Raw genomic sequence first — 18,951 nt, 5'->3', positions numbered from 1 at the left:
GGCTGACGCCCCCGCCCCCATACAGGAAGGAAACAAGAATGGATATCGAACAGGCCCGCTTCTACATGATCGAGCAGCAACTGCGCCCTGCTGAGGTGCTCGACCCGGCCGCCCTGGAGGCCGTATCGCTGGTGCGTCGCGAGCGCTTCGTGGCGCCAGCGCAACAGGCTCTGGCCTTTGCTGATGTGGCGCTGCCCCTGCCGGGCGGGCGCAAGATGCTGACGCCCATCGTGGCTGGCCGCCTGCTGCAGGCTGCGGCGCCCAAGCGGGGCGAGAACGTGCTCTTGATCGGCACTGGCTCAGGCTATCTGGCCGCCCTGCTGGCCGTGCATGCTACGAGCGTGCGGGTGGTGGAGGCTGATCCGGTCCTGGTGAGCCTGGCGCGCGCCAATCTGGCCCATGCCGGGGTAGCCAACGTAACGGTGGAGGAGGCTGACGGCTTGCAGGGCGATGCGGCGCATGGGCCGTATGACCTCATCGTAGCGAGCGGTGCGGTGCTCGAAGTGCCGGCGGCCTGGCTGACCCAGCTCAAGCCGGGCGGCCGCCTGCTGGCTTGCGTGGGCAGTGCGCCGGTGCTCAGTGTGCGCCTGTACACGCCGGCGGGCGGCAGCCGTGCCCTGTTTGAAACCTCGGTGGACGCCCTGCGTACGCCGGCGGCCGCCTTCGCGTTCTGAGCGCGGCATCATGGTGACGCCTTTGAGTGCTGAAGACCTGGCTGCCTGGCTGGCCGATGGCGGGCGTGCCGCGCCGCTGTTGCTGGACGTGCGCGAGCCCTGGGAGGTTGAACACTGCGCGCTGGCCGGTATCACGCCGGTACCGATGGCCGAAATCCCGGCGCGGGCGCATGAACTGCCGGCACACCAGGCCGTGGTGTGCATTTGTCATCACGGCATGCGCAGCCAGCGCGTAGCCTTGTTCCTGGCGCAACAGGGTTTTGAAAATGTGTATAACCTCACGGGCGGCGTGGATGCGTGGGCGCAGCGCGTTGATCCGGCCATGCCGCGTTACTGAATTTCTGGGAAGTCTGGAGTGGGAGAGAACATGAAGCGTATTGCCCTGTCCGTCGCGCTGCTGTGTGCCGGCAGCGTTCAGGCCGCCGATCTGCTGGGCATCTATCAGGACGCGCGTCAGAGCGATGCCAAATACGGCGCCGCCCGCTACCAGGTGGAAGCCGGGCGCGAGAAGCTGCCGCAAGGGCGCGCTGGTCTGCTGCCGACGATCAACCTGAATGGCGCCAGCACCTATAACAACCTGGATGCCAAGCTGCCGAACGAGCGTGAGTATGGTTACAACACCAACTCCTACACCTTGCAGCTTTCCCAGCCGCTGTTCCGCTGGCAGAACTGGGTGGCCTACAAACAGGGCGAACTGCAGGTGGGCGTGGCCGAAGCGCAGCTCACGGCAGCCGAGCTGGATCTGATGGTGCGCAGCACCCAGGCTTACTTCGATCTGCTCAATGCGCAGGATGTGCTCACGGTGCAGAGCCAGCTCAAGAAGGCCTCGCGCGAGCAGCTGGACCTGTCGAAGAAAAGTTTTGAAGTCGGTACGGTCACGATTACCGACGTGAATGATGCGCAATCCAAGTACGACATCGTGTCGGCACAGGAAATTGCGGCCCAGAACGATGTGAACGTGAAGCGCGAAGCCTTGCGTGTGCTGATCGCCAAGGAGCCGCCGCAATTGGCGCGTCTGCGTGATGGCGTGATGCTGGAGCCGCCGATGCCGGCGGATGTGGAGCAATGGGCGCTGTCCGCCCAGAAAAATAATCTGGATGTGCAGGTCGGCCAGCTCAATGCAGAAATCGCTGCGCGCGAGGTGGAGCGGACCCGTGCGGCACATCTGCCGACCATCGATGCGGTGGGCTCCTATGGCCGCAATCATGGCGCGGGCTCTACTTCCTCGCAGAGCGAGTTCGAGTATCGCAACTGGCAGGTCGGCGTGCAGGCGACCCTGCCGATCTTCGCCGGTGGCGGCACCCAGTCCAAGGTGCGCGAGTCGCAGGCTTTGTCGGCCAAGTCGCAGCAGGATCTGGAGGCGGCCAAGCGTAACGCCGCGCAACTGGCCCGCTCAGCCTTCCTCAGTGTGACCAGTGGTGTGGCCCAGGTGAGAGGCTATGAAGCGGCTGTGGTATCAAGCCGCAGCGCACTGGAGTCCAACAAGCTGGGCTATCAGGTGGGCGTGAAGATCAACAAGGATGTGCTGGATGCCCAGAGCCAGCTCGCTGACACCGCGCAGAAGCTGGCCAAGTCGCGTTACGACACGATCATGGCCCAGGTGAAGCTTAAGCAGGCAGTGGGCAGCCTGAGCCTGAAGGATCTGGAAGAGATCAACGCCTTGCTCGAACGCTGATTGAAGAAGGCTTCAGGATCACGAAGGGCGCGGCAACGCGCCCTTTTCATTGGTTGGCGCTGGCTAGCAATGCAGTAATCGCCTGCAGGGTGCGCTCGGTCGCCCCACGGTTGGCGGCCGCAAAGGCTTCGCCGGCGGCTGCCATGGTCTTGCGTGCAGAAGTGTCCGCCAGCAGCTCACGGCAAGTGCGCAGGGCTGTGTCGAGATCCGCGCAGCGCCGAGCGGCGCCGGCTTCGATGGCTTTCATGGCGGCTTCGGTGAAGTTGAAGGTGTGCGGGCCGATCAGCACCGGCGCACCGGCTGCGCAGGCCTCGATCAGGTTCTGCCCGCCCAGTGGCTGCCAACTGCCACCGATGATGGCTACCTCGGCCATGCGGTAGTAGGCCAGCATCTCGCCCATCGAATCGCCGAGCCACACGCGCGTATCCGGTGTGATCTGCAGGCCAGCGCTGCGGCGCTGCAGGGTTAGCCCCAGCTTGCTGACCATGGTCGCCACTTCGTCGAAACGCTGTGGATGGCGCGGCACCAGCACCAGTAGCGCGTCTGCCGGTGCATGGATGAGGAAGGCGGCGAGCAGCGCGCCTTCTTCTCCTTCGCGGGTGCTGGCGGCGAGGATCACTGGGCGCCCGCTCGCGGCGGCGCGGAATTCCGTGCCGAGGGCGAGCTGGGCTGGCGTCAGCTCCAGATCGAATTTCACGTTGCCGCTCACGATCGGCTGCACAGCGCCGCAGGCGGCGAGGCGGCTGGCGTCATCCGCCGTTTGCGCCAACACCTTGCTGAAACGACCGAAGCTTGTGCGGGCGAGCTGGCCGAGGCGTTGATAGCCGCGTGCCGAGCGCGCCGAGAGGCGGGCGTTGGCCAGCAGCATCGGAATGCCCGCCTGCTCGGCGGCGCACATCAGGTTTGGCCAGACTTCGGTTTCCATCACGATGCCCATGTGCGGGCGAGCACGGGCGAAGAAGCGGCGTTGGGCCCAGGGAAAGTCGTAGGGGAGATAAGTTCGTACGACACGCGCTTCCTTGCCGAACAGCTCTTCGCTGGTGGCGCGACCGGTGGGGGTCATGTGAGTGAGCAGGATTTCGTGCTGCGGATAGCGAGCGAGCAGGGCTTTCACCAACGGCTGGGCGGCGCGGGTTTCGCCGACCGAGACGGCATGCAGCCAGATGCGCGGCGCTTGACCCGCGCGTGGCGCCGCGCCGAAGCGCTCGCCCAGATGCTGCAGATACTCCGGCTGCTTGCGCGCACGCCACGCAAGGCGCAGGCCGATCAGGGGCAGGGCGAGGTGCCACAGCGCGGAGTAAAGCAGGCGATTCATGGGCGGATCTTCTTCGTCAGCAAGGGCTGCAGGGCGGCGAGCACTTCGGCCGGCGCGGGGCATTGCCCCCTGCCACCTAGGTTGAACGCGCGCGGGCCGGCGTAGACGCCGGTCAGCCCGGGTTCGGTGGCCACATAGAGCGCCACCACCGGGCGATCCAGTGCAGCCGCAAGATGGGTCAGGCCGGTATCCACACCGACGATGCCGGCGGCCGCGCCGAGCAGCCGGGCCAGCTCACCGAGCGAGGAGGGTGGTGCCAGCTCGGCACCGGGGATGGCGGCGGCGATGCGGCTTGCTCGTTCGCGTTCGCGCGCCGAGCCAGCCGGCAGCACGCAGCGCAGGCCCTCCGCAGCCAGCGCTTGACCCAATGCCTGCCAGTGGGCTTCGGGCCACAGCTTGTCGTCCCGGCTGGTGGCGGTGAGCAGCACGCAGTAAGGCTTCGCTGTATCGGTCGTGTCGACATGCAGTCCGTAGCGCAGCGGCAGGTCCGGCGAATAGCCGGCGGCCGCGGCAGCCAGCCAGCGGTTGCGCTCCACCGCGTGCGCGGTTTTCGGGATCGCGTAGCGGCAGTCGTAGAACCAGGCGGCGAGTGGCTCGCGCGCGGCTTCGCGACTGTAGCCACAGCGCAGGCCATCGGCCATGCGGGTCAGCAGCGCACTTTTGAACAGCCCCTGGGTGTCGATCACGAGGTCATAGCAGTTGGCGCGCACGGCCTGCCGGAATGCACCTATTTCCTGCCAGGTGATGCGTTGCGTGAGCTGCTTGCGCCAGCGCCGGACGGCGACCGGAAAAACCTGACGCACACCCGCATGCAAGCGCGGGATCTCGGCGAAGCTTTCTTCCACCACCCAGTCGATGGCCAGCTTCGGCCAGTGATGCAGCAGGTCGCTGACGACCGGCAGGTTGTGGATCACGTCGCCGAGCGAGGAGGTTTTGACGAGGAGGACGGAACGCATGCGCTAAGGGGAATCGCCGGGTCTGGCATAGAATGTGGCCCGGATTGTAAACCCTGGCCACTGCTCATGAGTGCTCGTCTTCCCTTGTCAGCCGTGCTGATCACACGTGATTGTGTCGGCCCGCTGCGCGCCACGCTGGAATCCCTGGCGTTCTGCGCGGAGATCATTGCCGTGGATTCGGGTAGCACGGATGGCACGATCGAGCTGCTGGAATCTTTCGGCGCACGTGTGATCCGCGAGGAGTGGCGTGGCTTTGGTCCGCAGAAACAGTTCGCGATCGAGCAGGCTGCGCATGACTGGGTGCTGTGCATCGACTCCGACGAAATCGTGTCCGAGGCGCTGCGCGTCAGCATCGAGCGCGCGCTCGTCCAGCCGGCCTATCAATGCTACGAATTTCCGCGCTGCAATCGCTTTCTCGGCCGCTATCTGAAGCACGGCGAGGGCTATCCGGATCTGTCGCTGCGCCTGTTTGACCGTCGCCACGCACGCTGGTCCGACGACATCGTGCACGAGCGTGTCATCACGCTCGGTGGCGTGGGCCTGCTGCGCGGGGATTTGCTGCACCACTCCGAAGACACGATCGAAAGCTATCTCGCCAAACAGAACCGCTACACGACGCTGGCGGCCAAGGCGCTGGTCGAGGAGGGCAGGCAGGTGTCGGCAGGCAAATTGCTGCTGAGCCCTTTATTCCGTTTCATCAAGTTTTACGTCATGCGGGCTGGCTTTCTGGATGGCCTTCCTGGCTTGATACACATCCTGATCGGCTGTTTCAACAGCTTCGCCAAGTATGCGAAAATGATCGAGTTTTCGCGGCGTTGAAGCCGCGTTTGTTTTTTCAGCAGCCTGGGCTGCAGGATGGGAAACGACCGGCATGAAAGTCCTCGTCACCGGTGCGGCCGGCTTCATCGGCATGCACACCTCGCTCGAACTGCTCAAACGCGGCGATGAAGTTGTCGGTATCGATAACCTCAACGACTACTACGACCCGCAGCTCAAGCACGACCGCCTCGCGCAGCTCACACCCTGGCCGAACTTCCGTTTCATCAGGCTTGATATCGCCGATCGTGAAGCTCTGGCAAAGCTTTTTGCGGACGAGAAATTCGAGCGCGTAGTGCACCTGGCCGCCCAGGCCGGCGTGCGCTACTCCCTGCAGAACCCGCATGCCTATGCCGACTCCAATCTCGTCGGCTTCGTGAACATCCTCGAAGGCTGCCGTCACAACGCCGTGCAGCACCTCGTGTACGCCTCCAGCTCCAGCGTATATGGTGGTAACGAGAAAACGCCCTTTTCCGAGCAGGATGCTGTGGACCATCCGGTGAGCCTCTACGCGGCCACCAAGAAGGCCAACGAGCTGATGGCCCACACCTACAGCCACCTCTACAACCTGCCCACCACTGGTTTGCGCTTCTTCACCGTATATGGCCCCTGGGGCCGGCCGGACATGGCGCCCTGGTTGTTCACCAGCGCCATCCTCGAAGGTCGCCCGATCAAGGTCTTCAACCACGGCAAGATGCTGCGCGACTTCACCTACATCGATGACATCGTGCAAGGCGTGGTGCGTACGCTCGACCGCCCGGCCGAGCCGGACGCCGCCTACGATGGCCAGGCTCCCAATCCCGGCACGTCGCCGGCACCCTACCGGGTCTTCAATATTGGCAATCAGGACCCAGTGCCGCTGATGGACTTCATCGCCGCTATCGAAACCGCCACCGGCAAAGTCGCTGAGAAAGACTTCCAGCCGATGCAACCGGGCGATGTGCCGGTGACCTCGGCGGACGTGTCGGCGCTGACGGCCTGGACCGGCTTTTCTCCCGGTACGCCCCTCGCGGAGGGCGTGAAACGTTTCGTGGCGTGGTTCCGCCCGTATCAGGGCGGCTGAGCCCCATGGCTCTTGTTCCCTTTCTGCGCCAGGTTTTCCTGTCCCTACCGCTATCGATGGGCACGCGCACCAGACTGGTGGATACGGTTTACACATTCGCGGGGCCTGCTTTCAGTCGTGTGCCGCATTACCAGGCGTGGCAACGGGCCCGTCGGGCGCGCGGACTGGCTCCGCTTCAGCTGCCCGTACCTGCAGATCTGACGGTTGAGGAGATTCTTGATGGTTTGAGGTTTGCGGAGCATGCGCAACCGGAGGTCTCGATCATCATCCCGACTTTCGGCAATCTCAGAATGACGGCAGCCTGCCTCAAGGCTATTGCACTTGCTGGGGAGCGTGCTGCGTACGAAATCATTGTTTCTGATGACGACTCTCCGGACCCTGCAATGGCTTGGCTTGAGTTGGTCCCCGGGGTGCGCTTCGTGCGTCAGCCCAGAAATCAGGGCTTCGTTGGAAACTGCAATGCCGCCGCATCGTTGGCGCGTGGTGAGTTCTTGTTCTTCCTGAACAACGACACGCAAATTCTGAACGGGGCAATCGATCAGCTTCTTGAGACGTTTTCTTTTCGAGCCGACTGCGGAATGGCTGGCTCCATGCTGATCTATCCGGATGGCCGCCTGCAAGAAGCCGGAGGAATTGTCTGGAGGGATGGGTCGGCCTGGAATTTCGGGCGCCTCGATGATCCATCCAGATCCGAGTTCCGTTATCTAAGGGAGGTTGATTACTGCTCGGGAGCCGCGCTGATGATTTCATCCGCGCTCTTCAATGAGCTGGGGCGTTTTGGAGCCGAATACGCACCTGCCTATTACGAGGATACCGACCTCGCTTTCAAGGTGCGGGAGGCTGGACTCAGGTTGTACTACCAACCGGGATCTCAGGTGATTCATTTCGAGGGCGTTTCCAATGGAACTTCCCTAGCCAGCGGGCTGAAGCAGTATCAGGTGCGCAACGCTGCCCGGTTCCGGGAGAAATGGGCGGTATGTCTTGATGCTGAGCATCAACCGAATGGAACGTCTCCCGTGACGGCGCGCGAGCGTAACCAGGCGACACCTATCGTGGTGATCGTGGATCAATACGTGCCGCGTCCGGATCGAGACGCGGGCGGGCGCTCAGTGCAGCACATCATCGACACCTATCTTCGCGAAGGGTGGCGAGTCAAATTTTGGCCACACAATCTCTGGTACGAGCCTGCTTATACCGAAGCACTGCAGGCGCGCGGTGTGGAGGTTATCTACGGAGCGGAATACGGTGATTGTTTCGGCCCGTGGCTGGCGTCGCTTGGCCCGAGCGTCAGTGCGGTGATCCTAAATCGACCGCTCGTGGCGCGAGACTATATTGAGGATGTACGCCGCCACTCCCGGGCCAAGGTCGTTTTTTACGGCCACGACCTGCATTGGGCGCGCATGCAGCGTGAAGATGTGCTGGACAGGGGGCGTAACGGCGAAGCTGCGATTGCCCGCATGCGCGCACTCGAGGAGCGCCTCTGGCAGGCGTCGGACCTTGTCCTCTACCCTTCCGACGAAGAGGTAAGGGAGGTTCAAGCAAAGCTGGGGGTGGCGGCGGTTGCCCGGCAGATCCCGTTATTCTGTTTTGATAGTTTCTCGCCTGCAGAGCAGCATCCTGGTACCGGGCAGGTTTTAATCTTCGTAGCCGGATTCCGTCATCCGCCCAATATCGACGGGGTGATCTGGTTTGTGAATGAAGTCTTGCCTCTGGTGCGTCGGCAGTACCCCGACACGCTCCTGCGCATCGTGGGTTCAAGCCCGACGGATGAGGTGCGAGCGCTTGCGGGGGACCGGGTGGAGCTTCATGCCGACGTCAGTGATGACACACTTGCCGGGCTGTATGCGTCATCCGATATCGCCGTTGTGCCGCTGCGGTTTGGCGCAGGAGTGAAAGGCAAGGTCGTCGAGGCCCTACGTGATGGCCTGCCCCTTGTCACGACATCCGTGGGCGCCCAGGGATTGCCTGGCGTGGCCGAGTGCATTTTCGTGCGTGATGCGGCTGCCGGATTTGCTGAAGCCATTGTTGCCCTTGTCGGCGCAGAAGCACTGCGTGCGTCAACCTCGCGTGCCATGCAGGATTACGCGAGAAGGCACTTCACGCGCGCAGCCATGCGTGCGGCCCTGCTCGGCGAGCCGGTTGTGATGCAATTGGAGCCGCAGTCATGACGCATGGCCAGGGCCTGGTGCGGCACACCGTCTTCAACCTGATGGGCACAGTTCTGCCATTGATGTTTGCCGTGGTTTCCGTGCCGTTGCTGATGCATCTGGCAGGCGCTGAGCGCTTCGGATTTCTGGCGCTCATGTGGGCGGTGGCGGGGTACGCCGGGCTGCTGGACCTGGGCCTGTCGAGAACCATGGCCCGGCGCGTGGCCCAGGGGTCTCCCGAGATGCCGGCACTGGCGCCTGCCGCCGTATGGCAAAACTTCCGGCGCGTGCTGATGATTGGCCTTGGTGTTGCAGTCCTGCTGCTGCTGGGATGGTCGGTCTGGGGGGAGGCCCTTGTTCGTCGCGGAGGCATTCCTCTCGCAGAAATCGACGGTGCTGTCCGTTGCGTGGCCTTGATGGTGCCCTGCATCGCGGCCACGTCTGCGCTGCGTGGAGTACTGGAAGGCGCGTTGCGCTTTGGTGCCGTGAACCTCATGCGAGGCGGCTTTACCGTAGCGGCCTACTGTGTGCTGATTGCCATCGCGTTGCTCCGTCCGGAGTTGCCCTGGCTCACTGCAGGCGTACTGCTGGTGAGGGGGGCGGATCTGCTGGCGCACATGCTAGTGGTCAGGAAGGAGCTGTCTGGCTGGCGACTGAGTGCTTCGCTTGCAGAGGTGTCCGGCGTCTGGAGTGAGTCGGCATGGTTCATGTGCAGTCAGGCTATCGTGCCTTTTACGATGTACATGGATCGTTTCTTCGTCGGGTCAATCATTGGTCTGGGTGCTGTGGCGCACTATTCGGTACCTTACGAACTGGCCACCAAACTGCTGCTCTTGCCATTGGCGCTGTCGTCGGCACTGTTTCCGCGATTTGCATCGCAAGGCTCGGGCTCTTACGAGCTCGCTGGCCGGACCGTCGCATGGGTGATGTGCTTGCCTTGTCTGCTGCTGATATGGCTGGGGGGCGATGTGCTGCATTTATGGGTCAGATTTGATGCCGCAGGGGAGAGCACCTGGGCATTGATCGCGCTGGTCTCCGGTGTCTGGTTCAATTCAGTTGCTCAGGTGCCCTATGCCTGGTTGCAGGCGCGGGGGTTTGTGCGGGTGACTGTAGCGCTTCACCTGTGTGAGTTGCCTTTCTATCTGGTGCTGACTTACCTGGCAGCGGATCATTTCGGAATCGTGGCTGTTGCCGTCGCCTGGGGGCTCAGGGCTGCCGTTGATTGCGTGGCCTTGTTGTTCCTGGTTCGCCACAACGGGGGACCGTCGTTTACAGATTGCTTGCCCGGTTTGCTGGGAGGGGCGGGTGTAGTGCTGGTGGGAGTTCTGTCGTCCTGCTTCATTGTCGCTGCGCCGTTCTGGTCGAGGTGGGCGCTGGCTCTGGCTGTTGGTCTCGTGGCGACAGTGCTTCTGTGGCTGAAAGTGCTTCCCTCTGTCGTCAAGACGTCTGTCATGGTGCGCCTGGGGGTTCGCGGAGGAGGGTTGGGATGAACGAAGCTAGGCGTTCCCACACGCTCCAGACGCAGCTTTCCGTCAGCCTCGTAACCTATCACCCCGATGAGCCGATGCTGCGCGACACTCTCGCCAGCCTGCGGGTTGCGGTGGCACATGCCCGGGCTGCCGGCGTCATTGATGGCGTCCGTCTGGTATTGGTTGATAACGGCGACGACGTAGGGCTTGATGAACTGGCTCGTGCTTCTGGCTGGGAAGATTTTTCCATTCTTTCCGGACATGGCAATGTCGGGTTCGGGCAAGGGCATAACCTTGCGCTGGCAGGCGGTACCGGTGATCTTCACCTGATCCTAAACCCGGATGTTTACCTGCAGCCGGATGCGCTCAGTGCGGCATGCCTGTTCATGGCAGAAGAAACAGGGTGTGTGTTGCTGTCACCAGCGATTTTGGGGGCTGAGAGCGGTTGGCATTTTTTGTGCAAACGCTATCCGAGCGTGTTTGATCTGGTTTTGCGGGGATTCTTTCCGCATCTTGGCCGGCGTTTTTTTGCGCAGCGGCTGGCGCATTACGAAATGTTGGATACGAGTAGCCAATCGGTGCTGTGGGACCCTCCAATCGTCAGTGGTTGTTTCATGCTGCTGCGCGCGCCTGTTCTGCAGACTCTGGGGGGCTTTGATCCGGGGTACTTCCTGTACTTTGAGGATTTTGATTTGAGCCTTCGCGCAGCCCGCCACGGCAGGGTTGCTGCCGTGAGCGATGTGCGGATCGCACATTTTGGAGGCGGGGCCGGCCAGAAGGGCTGGAGGCATGTGCGAATGTTTTGTCGTTCCGGCTTGCGTTTCTTCAATCGCCATGGATGGAGGATTGCATGAAGATCCTAGTGACCGGGGCGACTGGTTTTGTTGGGCGCGAATTCTGCCGTCGGATGCGCGAGGACGGACATCTTGTGCGCCCCTGGTTGCGTCACGAGATTGCCGGTATGCCCGATGATGCGGTAATCGCGGATCTGCGCACTTTGCCTGAGTGCTCGAATGCTTTTCTGGGTGTGGATGTGGTTGTGCATCTGGCCGCTCGCGTACACAAGATGCAGGAGGATGTGGCGGACCCCGAGGCGGCCTATGTGCTGGAGAACGTTGCTGTGACTCGGCACCTGGCTGAGCAGGCCGCTCGTGCGGGCGTCAAGCGTTTTGTATTCATTAGCAGCATTAAGGCCTGCGGTGAGCATTCGGAGATGCGGCCGCTGACGGAAACCGATGTGCCGACGCCCGAAGATGCTTATGGCCGTTCCAAACTGGCAGCCGAGCAGGCCTTGCGTGATGTTGCGCAGGCTTCCTGCATGGAGTGGGTGGTTGTGCGTCCAGTGCTAGTTTATGGCACCGGCGTCGGGGGCAATTTCGAGCGTTTGATTGGATTGGTGAAGAAAGGTGTTCCGTTGCCTTTCGGTCGAGTCGAATCCTTGCGCAGTTTTGTGAATGTCTGGAATCTTGCCACGTTGCTGGAGCGCTGCTGTACCCACCCTGCGGCGGCAGGCCAGGTTTTTCATGCTGCCGATACCGAATGCAGCACGGCAAGCCTGATGCGAGAGATCGCTGAGGTGGCAGGTGTTCCGTCCCGACTGTTTGCGGTACCGTTGCGGTTGCTGACGCTTGCGGCCGGGGTTCCTGGTGTGGGTGCGGCCATGCGTCGTCTGACCGGAGAGCTGCGTGTAAGCGGCGACAAAGCGCGCCTGGTTTTGGGTTGGGAGGCCGATGTGAGTCGTCCGGAGGCGCTTCGCCGAACTGTTGCTGATGAGGGTGTGAGGCGTGCCTGAATTTCATCCGGTGGTGGTTGGCCTGACCTTGCTGGCGGCCTTTGTTGGCACGCTGGCCTTGCGACGCTATGCGCTGGCCAGACAGATCATCGATACGCCCAATGCGCGCAGTTCACATTCCGTGCCGACACCCCGTGGCGGAGGGGTGGCCATCGTTCTGGCTTATCTGACAGCCTTGATCTTCTGGGAATACAGGGTCGGCATGGCGTACGGCCTGTTTTGGAGTTTGTTGTTTGGTGGTGGGTTGATTGCGGTGCTTGGCTTCTGGGATGACCACGCTCCGCTACCGGCTCGCGTGCGGTTCGGCTTTCATCTGCTGGCTGCCGGACTGGCCATGTTTCTGTTGGGCGGGTGGCCCCGACTGGATCTGGGAGGGAGCTCCCTGTACTGGGGATGGCTGGGGTATCTGAGTGGTGTCTTGCTACTGGCATGGGCCATCAATTTCTATAACTTCATGGATGGTATCGATGGGCTGGCGGGTTCTCAGGCCGTCTTTGTGGCTGGTGCGGGTGGCGTGATGCTGTCCCTGACGGGGGGGGATGGAATGCCCCTGTGGCTGCTGGCGGCAGCGAGCGCTGGATTCCTGTTACTGAACTGGCCTCCGGCCCGGATCTTCATGGGCGATGCCGGGAGTGGCTTTCTGGGGTATGCGCTGTTCCTGCATGCCCTGTATGCCACGACAAGTGGCCAAACCACACTATGGCCATGGATGATACTGCTGGCAGTATTCATGACTGACGCCACACTCACCTTGCTGCGACGTGCGTTGCGCGGCATCCGGGTAACCGAAGCACATCGTACTCATGCCTATCAGTGGGCCTCGCGTCGTGCTGGAGCACATCGACCTGTGACCTTGGTCATACTCTGTATCAATCTGCTGGTTATGCTGCCTGCAGCCTTGGCGACCCAGGCATGGCCAACCATCGCGTTGCCGGTCTGCCTGCTCATCTTCGCGCTACTGGTTGGTCTGGCCTGGTACTTCGATGCTGGGGTTCCAGAGAGTGAGTGCGCGCGCGAAGCTGGCGTATGCCCGAACAGAAAGTCTCCTGATGCATAAAGTCGGACTCAAATCCCTGCTGGTATTCCTGTTTGACCTGCTGGCACTGGTATTCGCCTGGTACGCCGCGTTCTGGTTGCGCTTCAACTTTTCATGGCCTGAAGATTACAGCGATACCGTTCTGATCGGCCTTCTGTGCTTGTCGCCGGCACACGCGTTGGCTTGCTGGCTGGCGGGGTTGTATCGCGGGTTGTGGATTTTTGCGAGCCTGCCGGACCTTAAGCGGGTGCTCAAGGCGGTGGGCGGTACTTTGCTAGCGATGGTGGCTTATGTCGTGCTGCTGACACCACAGCCACCGGTACCACGTTCGCTGGTGGTGTTGTTCCCGCTGCTGCTGGTTATGGGCATGGCCGGTGGGCGGATTGCTTACCGCATGTGGAAGGAGCACCGCATGTTCGGTGCCCTCGTTTGCCAGGGAAAGCCCGTGATCGTAATTGGCGCGGGGCGCGCTGCCGCCATGCTGGTGCGTGACATGGAGCGCTCTCCTGATTGGCGGGTCGTCGGCCTGCTGGACGACAATGCCGGCAAATGGGGGCGGGAGCTGGGGGGGCAACGCGTGATCGGAGCGGTTGATTCTCTGCCCGAGGTGGCGAGTGATCTGAAAGTCAGGCATGCCATTTTGGCAATTCCTTCGGCTTCGATTGCCGTGCGTCGTAAAGTTGCAGACCGCTGCGCGCAGGCTGGCTTGCAGTTGCTGACCGTGCCGGCGCTGGAAGACATTATGTCCGGCAGGATTGCCGTGAACGCTATCCGCAAGGTCGAAATCGAGGACTTGCTCGGGCGTGAAACCGTGTGCATTGATACCGCCAATGTTGCGGCCGTGCTCGCGGGCAAGTGTGTGTTGGTGACAGGAGCGGGGGGGTCTATCGGTTCGGAGTTGTGTCGTCAGATTGCTCACTTCGCCCCTGCGCGCGTGTTGCTGGTGGAGCAAAGTGAATACGCCCTGTATACGATTGAGCAGTGGTTTGCGCAGCACCAGCCGCAGATCCCGGTCGTACCGCTGGCTGCAGACGTCAAGGATGCGGCGTGGCTGCACGAGATCTTTGGCGAATGGCGGCCGCAAGTGGTATTCCACGCAGCAGCCTACAAACACGTGCCGCTGATGGAGGTGCGTAACGCCTGGCAGGCTGTGCGCAATAATGTACTGGGGACGCTCAATGTGGCGCGCTGCAGTCAGTCTTACGGCGCTGAGCGCTTCGTGCTGATTTCCACGGACAAGGCGGTGAACCCTACCAATGTGATGGGGGCTACCAAGCGCCTGGCTGAAATGCTCTGCCAAGCTCTGTACTCAGTTTCCAATGCAACGCGGGTTGAAACGGTGCGTTTTGGCAATGTACTGGGCAGCAACGGAAGCGTTATCCCGAAATTCCAGGAGCAGATTGCTTGCGGGGGCCCGGTGACGGTGACGCATCCGGAGATAACCCGCTATTTCATGTCCATACCGGAAGCTGCCTTGCTTGTCTTGCAGGCGGGCAGCATGGGCGAGGGTGGTGAGATCTTCGTGCTGGACATGGGAGAACCGGTGAAAATTACCGATCTGGCGCGCAACATGATCAGACTCTCCGGTTTTACCGAAGACGAGATCCGGATTGAATTTACCGGTCTGCGCCCTGGCGAAAAACTCTACGAAGAGCTCTTGGCAGACGCCGAACATACCCGGCCTACGCACCACCCCAAGCTCAGGATCGCGCGCTCGCGCCCTGTTGCAACGGACTTGGTCCGTGAGGTCGAAGCGTGGCTGGAGCAAAGTGCCAGTCCGACCGATCAGGCCGTGCGCAGCAAGTTGCAGCACTGGGTGCCAGAGTACATGCCTGCTGACATTGCTGCAGTAGCACCCCTTCAAAGCAACAGTAGTCAGCAGGCCTGACGCCATGAGGGCAACCCATCCGGATCGCCACAGTTATGTGATTGGCGATATCCAGGGCTGTTACGACGAACTGCGGATCCTGATCCAGAAAATCGACTTCGATCCCGTTCAGGATCGGCTCTGGATTGCCGGTGATCTGATCAACCGTGGGCCCGGCAACCTGGCTGTGCTGCGCTACCTCAAAGGCTTGGGGGAGCGTGTAGTGTGCGTGCTCGGCAATCACGACATTTTCTTTCTGGCTGTGGTGGCAGGGGCCGTTTCGCAAACGGCTGAGGATACCCTGCAGGATCTGCTTGAAGCGCCTGATCGCGATGAGTTGGTTGATTGGCTGAGGCAGCGCCCCCTGTTTCATGTCGAGGACGGATACGCCATGGTGCATGCAGGTTTGTTGCCGCAGTGGAGCGTGGCGCAGGCCGAGGATCTGGCCGCCGAAGTTGAGTGCGAGCTGGGCGGGGAGGATTGGCAGGAGTTCCTGCGAGGTCTATGGGGCGGTAAGCCGTGCGCTTGGCGTGATGACCTGACTGGCCCGGATCGTCTTCGCCTCATCGTCAACGCGATGAGTCGCCTGCGTTTTCTACGCTCCGACGCCAGCATCGACTTGAAACCCAAGGGGTGCCCTGAGGATCAGCCAGGGCTTATCCCCTGGTATGCCTACCCGGATGCGCGTTGGCAAACCCACACCATCCTGCATGGGCATTGGTCCGCTCTTGGCTACCGCGATTTGGGAGGCGTCGTCTCGCTTGATACGGGGTGTGTATGGGGCGGACGCTTAAGTGCTTTGCGCCTGGAGGATAGGCGTCTTTTTCAGGTCGAAGGCCAGCCTAGGCTTGCTCCAGAGACGGGTGATTGAGCGCTCCTTTGCCCTTTGGGGAATATTTGACATGAGTTCAGATGAGGATTTGTGAAGTCACGTTAAGATGTAAAGCTTTTTTGGGTGGTCGCCGTTGGTGGGCTACCGAAACTTTTAGGTCTAGGACGTCATGAGCATTCTCGTCACCGGCGGAGCCGGCTTCATTGGCAGCAATTTTGTGCTGAACTGGTTCAAGCAGAGCGATGAGTCGGTGGTGAATCTGGATGTGCTGAGCTACGCCGGCAATCTGGAAAATCTCAAGAGCCTGCAAGGGGATGCGCGCCACACTTTTGTTCAGGGCGACATCTGCGACCGCGCCTTGATTGATTCATTGCTGGCCAAGCACAAGCCGCGTGCCATCGTGCACTTCGCCGCCGAGTCCCACGTTGATCGCTCCATCCACGGCCCGGCCGCCTTCCTGCGCACCAACATTGACGGCACCTTTACCCTGCTCGAAGCTTCACGCGCTTACTGGAACACGCTTGAAGGCGAAGCCAAGACTGCTTTCCGCTTTCATCATGTGAGCACGGACGAAGTCTACGGTTCGCTGAAGCCCAGTGACCCTCCCTTCACCGAAATCAACCCCTACGAGCCCAACAGCCCGTACTCGGCCAGCAAGGCTGCTTCGGACCATCTCGTGCGTGCTTGGCACCACACCTACGGCCTGCCGGTCACCACAAGCAACTGCTCCAACAACTACGGCCCCTATCACTTCCCCGAGAAGCTGATCCCGCTGATGATCGCCAACGCTCTCGCCGGCAAGCCGCTGCCCATTTACGGCGATGGTCAGCAGATCCGCGACTGGCTCTACGTGACCGACCACTGCAGCGCCATCCGCGCCGTGCTCGCCAAGGGCCAGGTCGGTGAGGTCTACAACGTTGGCGGCTGGAACGAGATGCCCAACATCGAAATCGTCCAGACCCTCATCAAACTGCTCGACGAACTCTCCCCGCGCGCGGATGGCAAGTCCTACGCCGAGCAGATCACCTACGTCACCGACCGCCCGGGTCACGACCGCCGCTATGCCATCGATGCGCGCAAGATCGAGCGCGAACTCGGCTGGCGCCCGGCCGAAACCTTCCAGACCGGCATCCGCAAGACCGTCGAGTGGTACCTCGCCAATCAGGATTGGGTGGCCAACGTACTCAATGGCAGCTATCGCGAGTGGCTGGACAAAAACTACGCCAATCGCGGAGCCTGAGCATGAAACTCCTCATTCTTGGTTGCGGCGGCCAGGTCGGCTGGGAGCTGCAGCGCGCGCTCGCCCCGCTGGGCGACGTCACCGCACTCGATTTCGACAGCGCCGACTACTGCGGCGACTTCAGCCAGCCTGAAGCTGTCGCGCAGACCGTGCGCACGCTGCGCCCGGACGTCATCGTCAATTCAGCCGCCCACACCGCCGTCGACAAAGCCGAAAGCGAAGCCGACTTCGCCCGCCTGCTCAACGCCACCACGCCCGGCGCCGTGGCGCAGGTCGCCAAGGAAATCGGCGCGCTGCTCGTCCATTACTCCACCGACTACGTCTTTGACGGCAGCGGCGACAGCGCGCGCGACGAGTCCGCGCAGACTGCCCCGCTCAGCGTCTATGGCCAGACCAAGCTCGAAGGCGAACTGCTCGTCCAGCAATCCGGCTGCCGCCACCTCATCTTCCGCACCAGCTGGGTCTATGCCGCACGTGGAGGCAACTTCGCCAAGACCATGCTCAAGCTCGCGAGCGAACGCGAAGCGCTCAAGATCATCAACGACCAGATCGGCGCCCCGACCGGTGCCGACCTGCTCGCCGACGTCACCGCACACGCCATTCGCCAGGCCCTGGCCAACCCGGCCCTGTTCGGCCTCTACCACTGCGTCGCTGGCGGCGAAACCAGCTGGTACGACTACGCCCGCTTCGTCTTCGACCAAGCCCGCCAGGCCGGCCGTGAACTCAAGGTGCAAGAGGTTAGCCCCATCCCCACCAGCGCCTACCCCACGCCAGCCGCGCGCCCGCTCAATTCGCGCCTCGACACCACCAAGCTTCAGCAAGCCTTTGGCCTCACCCTGCCGCACTGGCAGAAAGGTGTCGCTCGCATGCTGATCGAAATCCTTTGAGAAAGACTCTCGAGATGACCGCTCCTCTGGCCAACAAACCCCGTAAAGGCATCATCCTTGCCGGCGGCTCCGGCACCCGTTTGCACCCGATCACGCTGGCCGTCTCCAAGCAACTCGTGCCGGTCTACGACAAACCGATGATCTACTACCCGCTCAGCGTGCTGCTGCTGGCAGGCATCCGTGACATCCTGATCATCTCCACCCCGCAGGACACGCCGCGCTTCGAGCAACTGCTGGGCGATGGCAAAGCATGGGGCGTGAGTTTCGAATACGCCGTGCAACCGAGCCCGGATGGCCTGGCGCAAGCTTTCATCATCGGCGCGGACTTCGTGGGGGATCACCCCTCCGCGCTGGTGTTGGGCGACAACATTTTCTACGGCCATGATCTCGCCAACCGCCTCAAGGCTGCTGATGCCAAGCCAACAGGGGCTAGCGTCTTCGCCTATCCGGTGTCTGATCCCGAGCGCTACGGCGTGGTCGAGTTCGACAAGGACGGTCGCGCGATCAGCCTCGAAGAAAAGCCCAAGGCCCCCAAGAGCCGTTATGCCGTGACGGGGCTGTACTTCTACGACAACCAGGTCGTCGACTTCGCCAAGAACCTCAAGCCCTCCGCACGCGGTGAGCTGGAGATTACCGACCTGAACCGGATCTACCTCGAAAAGAACCAGCTTGATGTGCAGATGCTGGGCCGTGGCGACGCGTGGCTGGACACCGGCACACATGACAGCCTGATCGAAGCTGGTCAGTTCATCCAGACGCTGGAGAAGCGTCAGGGCTTGAAAGTGTGCTGCCCGGAGGAAATTTGCTGGCGCAATGGCTGGATCACTGATGCTCAGCTGGAAGAACAGGCCAAGCGACTGGGCAAAAGTGGTTATGGGCAGTATCTGACCCAGATACTCAATGAACGTGTTTTTTGATTAGTAACTGAAAGAATTCGATGCTCCAACCTGTCATCCTCTCTGGTGGCTCCGGCACCCGCCTGTGGCCTGCTTCGCGCGAAACCTACCCCAAGCAGCTGCTGCCGCTTACCGGCCCCGAATCACTGCTGCAGATCACCGCACGCCGTCTGGACGGATTCGATGCCGAGATCGCCAAACCGATCGTGGTCACCAACGAAGAGCACCGCTTCATCATCGCCGAGCAGATGCGCCAGATCGGCAAAGGTTCAGACCGCATCGTGCT

The 18,951-nt window shown here is 61.7% G+C and carries 18 protein-coding genes; 16 read left to right on the top strand and 2 right to left on the bottom strand.

What is annotated here, in order from left to right; all coding sequences use genetic code 11:
* The first annotated feature begins 38 nt into the window (after positions 1–38).
* From Q3Y64_RS07220 to Q3Y64_RS07210, 3 genes are read left to right on the top strand one after another with little or no spacing between them, the layout of a single operon-like run.
* Positions 39–674, top strand: a complete 636-nt coding sequence (locus Q3Y64_RS07220) for a protein-L-isoaspartate O-methyltransferase (RefSeq protein ID WP_303560628.1) — start codon at positions 39–41, stop codon at positions 672–674.
* 10 nt (positions 675–684) lie between these two features.
* Positions 685–1,011: a rhodanese-like domain-containing protein gene (locus Q3Y64_RS07215; protein ID WP_303560627.1), complete on the top strand. Its 327-nt coding sequence runs from the start codon at positions 685–687 to the stop codon at positions 1,009–1,011.
* A gap of 30 nt (positions 1,012–1,041) precedes the next feature.
* The gene (locus Q3Y64_RS07210; protein ID WP_101941881.1) at positions 1,042–2,349 is read left to right on the top strand and encodes a TolC family outer membrane protein; all 1,308 of its coding nucleotides are present in this window, start codon (positions 1,042–1,044) and stop codon (positions 2,347–2,349) included.
* 46 nt (positions 2,350–2,395) lie between these two features.
* Here Q3Y64_RS07210 and waaA read toward each other — a convergent pair whose 3' ends face one another.
* Together waaA and waaC are read right to left on the bottom strand one after the other, a co-directional pair.
* Positions 2,396–3,664: a lipid IV(A) 3-deoxy-D-manno-octulosonic acid transferase gene (gene waaA / locus Q3Y64_RS07205; RefSeq protein ID WP_303560626.1), complete on the bottom strand. Its 1,269-nt coding sequence runs from the start codon at positions 3,662–3,664 to the stop codon at positions 2,396–2,398.
* Positions 3,661–4,620, bottom strand: coding sequence for a lipopolysaccharide heptosyltransferase I (gene waaC / locus Q3Y64_RS07200; protein ID WP_101941879.1), 960 nt, complete (start codon positions 4,618–4,620; stop codon positions 3,661–3,663). Before waaC ends, waaA begins: the two co-directional genes overlap by 4 nt.
* Before the next feature lie 66 nt (positions 4,621–4,686).
* On the opposite strand from waaC, the gene Q3Y64_RS07195 reads away from it, so the two are divergent.
* From Q3Y64_RS07195 to Q3Y64_RS07135, 13 genes are all read left to right on the top strand, one after another.
* Positions 4,687–5,439: a glycosyltransferase family 2 protein gene (locus Q3Y64_RS07195; protein WP_101941878.1), complete on the top strand. Its 753-nt coding sequence runs from the start codon at positions 4,687–4,689 to the stop codon at positions 5,437–5,439.
* Between the two features lie 52 nt (positions 5,440–5,491).
* A complete protein-coding gene (locus tag Q3Y64_RS07190) occupies positions 5,492–6,499 on the top strand; it encodes an NAD-dependent epimerase (protein ID WP_303560625.1) in 1,008 nt (335 codons plus the stop codon).
* A 5-nt stretch (positions 6,500–6,504) separates the two neighbouring features.
* On the top strand, positions 6,505–8,667 hold the full coding sequence (locus Q3Y64_RS07185; protein WP_303560624.1) for a glycosyltransferase: 2,163 nt from the start codon (positions 6,505–6,507) through the stop codon (positions 8,665–8,667).
* Entirely contained in the window at positions 8,664–10,136 is a 1,473-nt protein-coding gene (locus tag Q3Y64_RS07180; protein ID WP_303560623.1) for an oligosaccharide flippase family protein, read from the top strand. Before Q3Y64_RS07185 ends, Q3Y64_RS07180 begins: the two co-directional genes overlap by 4 nt.
* A complete protein-coding gene (locus tag Q3Y64_RS07175) occupies positions 10,133–10,969 on the top strand; it encodes a glycosyltransferase family 2 protein (protein ID WP_303560622.1) in 837 nt (278 codons plus the stop codon). Before Q3Y64_RS07180 ends, Q3Y64_RS07175 begins: the two co-directional genes overlap by 4 nt.
* Positions 10,966–11,907 carry an NAD-dependent epimerase/dehydratase family protein gene (locus tag Q3Y64_RS07170; protein ID WP_303560621.1) on the top strand — a complete coding sequence of 314 codons (942 nt, stop codon included), beginning with the start codon at positions 10,966–10,968 and terminating at the stop codon, positions 11,905–11,907. Before Q3Y64_RS07175 ends, Q3Y64_RS07170 begins: the two co-directional genes overlap by 4 nt.
* Positions 11,900–12,964 (top strand): glycosyltransferase family 4 protein, encoded by a 1,065-nt coding sequence (locus tag Q3Y64_RS07165; RefSeq protein WP_303560620.1) that lies wholly within the window; start codon positions 11,900–11,902, stop codon positions 12,962–12,964. Before Q3Y64_RS07170 ends, Q3Y64_RS07165 begins: the two co-directional genes overlap by 8 nt.
* Positions 12,957–14,831 carry a nucleoside-diphosphate sugar epimerase/dehydratase gene (locus Q3Y64_RS07160; RefSeq protein WP_303560619.1) on the top strand — a complete coding sequence of 625 codons (1,875 nt, stop codon included), beginning with the start codon at positions 12,957–12,959 and terminating at the stop codon, positions 14,829–14,831. Before Q3Y64_RS07165 ends, Q3Y64_RS07160 begins: the two co-directional genes overlap by 8 nt.
* 4 nt (positions 14,832–14,835) lie before the next feature.
* The gene (locus Q3Y64_RS07155; RefSeq protein ID WP_303560618.1) at positions 14,836–15,681 is read left to right on the top strand and encodes a symmetrical bis(5'-nucleosyl)-tetraphosphatase; all 846 of its coding nucleotides are present in this window, start codon (positions 14,836–14,838) and stop codon (positions 15,679–15,681) included.
* Positions 15,682–15,811: 130 nt separating this feature from the next.
* Positions 15,812–16,882, top strand: a complete 1,071-nt coding sequence (gene rfbB, locus Q3Y64_RS07150; RefSeq protein WP_303560617.1) for a dTDP-glucose 4,6-dehydratase — start codon at positions 15,812–15,814, stop codon at positions 16,880–16,882.
* A 2-nt stretch (positions 16,883–16,884) separates the two neighbouring features.
* The gene (gene rfbD / locus Q3Y64_RS07145) at positions 16,885–17,769 is read left to right on the top strand and encodes a dTDP-4-dehydrorhamnose reductase (RefSeq protein ID WP_303560616.1); all 885 of its coding nucleotides are present in this window, start codon (positions 16,885–16,887) and stop codon (positions 17,767–17,769) included.
* A gap of 14 nt (positions 17,770–17,783) precedes the next feature.
* A complete protein-coding gene (gene rfbA / locus Q3Y64_RS07140; protein ID WP_303560615.1) occupies positions 17,784–18,686 on the top strand; it encodes a glucose-1-phosphate thymidylyltransferase RfbA in 903 nt (300 codons plus the stop codon).
* 20 nt (positions 18,687–18,706) lie between these two features.
* The coding region (locus tag Q3Y64_RS07135) for a sugar phosphate nucleotidyltransferase (protein WP_303560614.1) at positions 18,707–18,951 on the top strand (245 nt) is incomplete at its 3' end.

It is taken from the genome of Uliginosibacterium sp. 31-12, from assembly GCF_030548425.1.
GTDB lineage: Bacteria > Pseudomonadota > Gammaproteobacteria > Burkholderiales > Rhodocyclaceae > Uliginosibacterium > Uliginosibacterium aquaticum.
This window is presented reverse-complemented; position numbering and strand designations above follow the sequence as displayed.

Coding starts and splice junctions, on each gene's coding strand:
- Q3Y64_RS07215 (WP_303560627.1), top strand. CDS start 685: ATGGTGACGCCTTTGAGTGCTGAAGACCTGGCTGCCTGGCTGGCCGAT.
- Q3Y64_RS07220 (WP_303560628.1), top strand. CDS start 39: ATGGATATCGAACAGGCCCGCTTCTACATGATCGAGCAGCAACTGCGC.
- Q3Y64_RS07155 (WP_303560618.1), top strand. CDS start 14,836: ATGAGGGCAACCCATCCGGATCGCCACAGTTATGTGATTGGCGATATC.
- Q3Y64_RS07190 (WP_303560625.1), top strand. CDS start 5,492: ATGAAAGTCCTCGTCACCGGTGCGGCCGGCTTCATCGGCATGCACACC.
- rfbB (WP_303560617.1), top strand. CDS start 15,812: ATGAGCATTCTCGTCACCGGCGGAGCCGGCTTCATTGGCAGCAATTTT.
- Q3Y64_RS07175 (WP_303560622.1), top strand. CDS start 10,133: ATGAACGAAGCTAGGCGTTCCCACACGCTCCAGACGCAGCTTTCCGTC.
- waaC (WP_101941879.1), bottom strand. CDS start 4,620: ATGCGTTCCGTCCTCCTCGTCAAAACCTCCTCGCTCGGCGACGTGATC.
- Q3Y64_RS07180 (WP_303560623.1), top strand. CDS start 8,664: ATGACGCATGGCCAGGGCCTGGTGCGGCACACCGTCTTCAACCTGATG.
- rfbD (WP_303560616.1), top strand. CDS start 16,885: ATGAAACTCCTCATTCTTGGTTGCGGCGGCCAGGTCGGCTGGGAGCTG.
- Q3Y64_RS07210 (WP_101941881.1), top strand. CDS start 1,042: ATGAAGCGTATTGCCCTGTCCGTCGCGCTGCTGTGTGCCGGCAGCGTT.
- Q3Y64_RS07185 (WP_303560624.1), top strand. CDS start 6,505: ATGGCTCTTGTTCCCTTTCTGCGCCAGGTTTTCCTGTCCCTACCGCTA.
- waaA (WP_303560626.1), bottom strand. CDS start 3,664: ATGAATCGCCTGCTTTACTCCGCGCTGTGGCACCTCGCCCTGCCCCTG.
- rfbA (WP_303560615.1), top strand. CDS start 17,784: ATGACCGCTCCTCTGGCCAACAAACCCCGTAAAGGCATCATCCTTGCC.
- Q3Y64_RS07160 (WP_303560619.1), top strand. CDS start 12,957: ATGCATAAAGTCGGACTCAAATCCCTGCTGGTATTCCTGTTTGACCTG.
- Q3Y64_RS07170 (WP_303560621.1), top strand. CDS start 10,966: ATGAAGATCCTAGTGACCGGGGCGACTGGTTTTGTTGGGCGCGAATTC.
- Q3Y64_RS07195 (WP_101941878.1), top strand. CDS start 4,687: ATGAGTGCTCGTCTTCCCTTGTCAGCCGTGCTGATCACACGTGATTGT.